At 68.4% G+C, this 3256-nt stretch carries 2 protein-coding genes; one reads left to right on the top strand and one right to left on the bottom strand.

Going from position 1 to position 3256, the window contains the following annotated elements; all coding sequences use genetic code 11:
* Positions 1–240: 240 nt before the first annotated feature.
* The gene (locus QMK28_RS33730) at positions 241–2295 is read right to left on the bottom strand and encodes a translation factor GTPase family protein (RefSeq protein WP_326443505.1); all 2055 of its coding nucleotides are present in this window, start codon (positions 2293–2295) and stop codon (positions 241–243) included.
* 234 nt (positions 2296–2529) lie between these two features.
* On the opposite strand from QMK28_RS33730, the gene QMK28_RS33725 reads away from it, so the two are divergent.
* Positions 2530–3147 carry an aldo/keto reductase gene (locus QMK28_RS33725; RefSeq protein ID WP_326443504.1) on the top strand — a complete coding sequence of 206 codons (618 nt, stop codon included), beginning with the start codon at positions 2530–2532 and terminating at the stop codon, positions 3145–3147.
* The last annotated feature ends 109 nt before the right edge of the window (positions 3148–3256 follow it).

Here is a 3256-nt window from a genome sequence, read left to right as displayed (position 1 = left end):
TGGGCGTCCGCACCGAGCCCGGGAGCTTCGGGCACCCCTGGACGACCCCGACGTGATCCCGTTCCCCGCCCGGCGGATCCAGCGCCACGACATCCTCGGCGGACTGATCCACAAGTACCACGACACCGCCCGAACAAGACCGCCCAGCCAGTGGAAAACCCCAGCTCAGCGCATGTGAAGACTTTTGGAACCCCACAGGGCTCGTACGGGCAGTGGTGCCCGTACGAGCCCGTCGCTCGGTCACGACGGCTGCCTGCCGAGTGCGCGGTTGGACAGGAAGCGCATGTACTCGTCGTGGTCGAGCGGGTTCCCGTCAAAGCGCTCTCGGACCGGGACTGAGGAGCGGACGCGCCGGTCCCCGCCGGGCTCGGACCAGATCGTCCCCTCGCCGTGCGTGAGTCCGGGCAGGGCGATGGCCACGTCCTGGAGCAGCCGGGCGGCGACCTCGGCACGGACGCTCCAGGACGACTCCGTCTCGACCGGTTGCCCAACGTCCGCCCCCAGCGACATGAGCAGCCCGATGACACCGCTGAGAGCATCGTCGGGGAAGTCCACCTCGATGGTGTAGGCGGGCTCGTAGACCGCGCTTCCGGCCTTCTGGAGCGCCTGCATGAGCACCATCGGGGTCAGGTTGCGGAAGTCCGCCGCTGTGGTCCGCGGCGCTTCGTAACCGATCTTCGTGAGGGTCACCAGGCAGTCGGTCACCTCCCAGCCGTAGAGCCCCTGCTGGAGCGTGCCCATGGCGGCGCTCTCGATGGCGCGGTGGTAGGCGCGCGGCAGCAGGCCCTCCTCCGCCTCCCGGATGAACTGGTTGCCCGCACCGACGGCCGCAGGTTCGATCCGTACCCCGACGGTCTGGAAAAATTCGTTCGGCCGGTGGGGCTCAAACTCGTACACCGCGTCCCCGGTGCCCAGCGGGCGTTCGAAGTAGACTGGTTGGGTCCGCTCGAAGGCCGCTTCGACGCCGAACTCGCGCCTGAGCCGCTCCTCAATGACCTCCTTCTGCACCGCTCCGTATAGCAGGATGGAGGTCGCGCCACCGGCGAGGGTCCGCGTCCGGATGAGCGGGTCCTCGTCAGCGAGCCTAGCTAGCGCCGCGTGCAGTTCGCCCTCCCTGCCGGGCTCGCGCGATCGGACCGCCGACTCCATGATCGGCGGTGAGAACTGGTACTGCGGTTCAGACCCGTCCGCCTCCCCCAGTTGGTCGCCGACGCGCACGGACGGCAGACCGCGGAGCCTGGCAATGTTGCCCGAGGTGAGCGGACCGGACGGCGGCAGGGCGCCGCCCCCGGTCCGGGCGCCGACGACCTCCAGACCCGAGACGCGCCCGCTGTAGTTCTCCACCGCCCCACCCGGCTCCCGCCGGTGGAAGTTCACCCGCTGCCGCTGTCGCAACTCCCCAGAGAACAGCCGCAGATAGGCGACCTTCTCCCCCGCGCCGGTGCGCTCGACGGCGAAGACCGTGCCGCGCAGTCCCTCACCGACGGAAGCCGGGCGGCGTCGTCCCAGGATCTCCCGCACGCCCTCAGTGAGTTCGGCGGTACCAGCACCAGACACCGCAGAACCGAAGAAGACCGGGTGCACCAGGCCGTCGCTGGTTAGCCGCTTGAGGAGGGCGTGCAGTTCCCGGGGGGCGGGCATGCGGTCGTCGACCATCCGGCGGAGCACCGTGTCGTCATGGTCCGCGAGCAGCTCGGCCAGTTCCGTGGCGAAGTCCCCGTCCTCCGGGGACCGGGGCCGGACGTCGGCCGCACGGGTCCCCAGGTCGGCGACGCGCTCCATCGGCACCACGGCGGGGGTCAGCTTCCTGCGGATGTCCGCCAAGAGGCTGTCGTACCGCGCCCCGGTCCGGTCGATCTTGTTGACGAAGAGAAGGGTGGGCAACCGCAAGCGTCTGAGGGACCTCATCAGGATCCGAGTCTGGGACTGGACGCCCTCGACCGCCGACATCACGAGAACGGCTCCGTCGAGTACAGAGAGGGCCCGCTCCACCTCGGCGATGAAGTCCGGGTGGCCCGGCGTGTCCACCAGGTTCACCTGAAGATCGCCCAGAGTGAAGGACGCCACCGCAGAGCGGATTGTGATGCCCCGCTGCCGTTCCAGTTCATTGCTGTCAGTCTGCGTGTTACCGCCGTCGACGCTGCCGAGCTTGGCGATGGCGCCGTTTTCGAACAGCAGCCGCTCGGTGAGGCTGGTCTTACCTGCGTCGACGTGCGCGAGAACGCCGAGATTCAGAGTGCGGGCTGACAATGCGATCCTCGATGCTGTGAGAAGGGATAAATGATCTGAGAGCATCGCCGAATCGCCGCACTGGAGGTCCCTTCCATTTCACTGATTAAGAGGTCGCGGAAGTACGTATACCGCGGACGCATTCTAGCGAGCTGCCTTCTGAGTGGCAACGCGGAAGTGGCCCGCCGGTTTCACCGCCTCCGCCCGGCGCCCGCGCAGCGCGGCAGCCGCACTCGACAAGACACCGGACGGGCAGGATCCTGGACACTCCACCGGCCTCCCGTGGAGGATACGTCGACCATGGATTCCTCAGCCGCTGCACTTCTTGACCACGGCGCTGGGCAGAGAGATGCGACCCGGTTCATCGTCGCCGGCCGGTTCGGCGACGAGCCGGAGCTGATCTCCCACCGGCGCCTCGACTATTTCGCGGCGGCTGGCGGAAGACTGCTGGAAACGGCCGACAGCTACGCCAGGGGGCGTTCGGAAGAGCTCGTCGGCCGCTGGCTGCGGGCGAACCCGGGCGCCCTGGGGATCATTACCAAGGTGGGCTACTCGCTGAGCGGTGGGGATATCGAGCTGCCCGCCGAGGTGGTCCGTCGGCACGTTGAGGGATCACTCCGCAGGCTCGGGGTGCCCACCGTCGATGTGCTGCTGCTGCACCGCGACGATCCGTCCCGCCCGGTCTCCGAGCTGGTGGAGACGCTGAAGGAGCTGGTGTGGCGGGGCTACGCCCGGCGGGTGGGGGTGTCGAACTGGACTCCTGGGCGCCTCGGGGAGCTGGCCGCCCTGATGGGCGACGCCGGCCACGTGCCCGTCGTGAGCTACCACCGGAGCCTCGCGGTGCCGCGGTTCCGGGACAGCACCGTGCCGTATGCCGACGACGCCGTCATGGCCCTAGTCGCAATACCGGTGTTTTAGGGCTTTGTTCGTGAGGCCGGGGCTGTTTTGGTGGGCTTGACGAGGGTGACGACGGGGGTGTCGGTGCGTGGCGGGTTGCTGTGTTCGGCGCGTTTGAGTGCCCAGTTGG

Origin of the sequence: Streptomyces sp. H27-D2 (genome assembly GCF_035828615.1) — a bacterium.
Lineage (GTDB): Bacteria > Actinomycetota > Actinomycetes > Streptomycetales > Streptomycetaceae > Streptomyces.
This window is presented reverse-complemented; position numbering and strand designations above follow the sequence as displayed.

What these genes read in the sequence shown, in the direction of transcription:
- QMK28_RS33730 (WP_326443505.1), bottom strand. Translation starts at nt 2,295, where the DNA reads ATGCTCTCAGATCATTTATCCCTTCTCACAGCATCGAGGATCGCATTG.
- QMK28_RS33725 (WP_326443504.1), top strand. Translation starts at nt 2,530, where the DNA reads ATGGATTCCTCAGCCGCTGCACTTCTTGACCACGGCGCTGGGCAGAGA.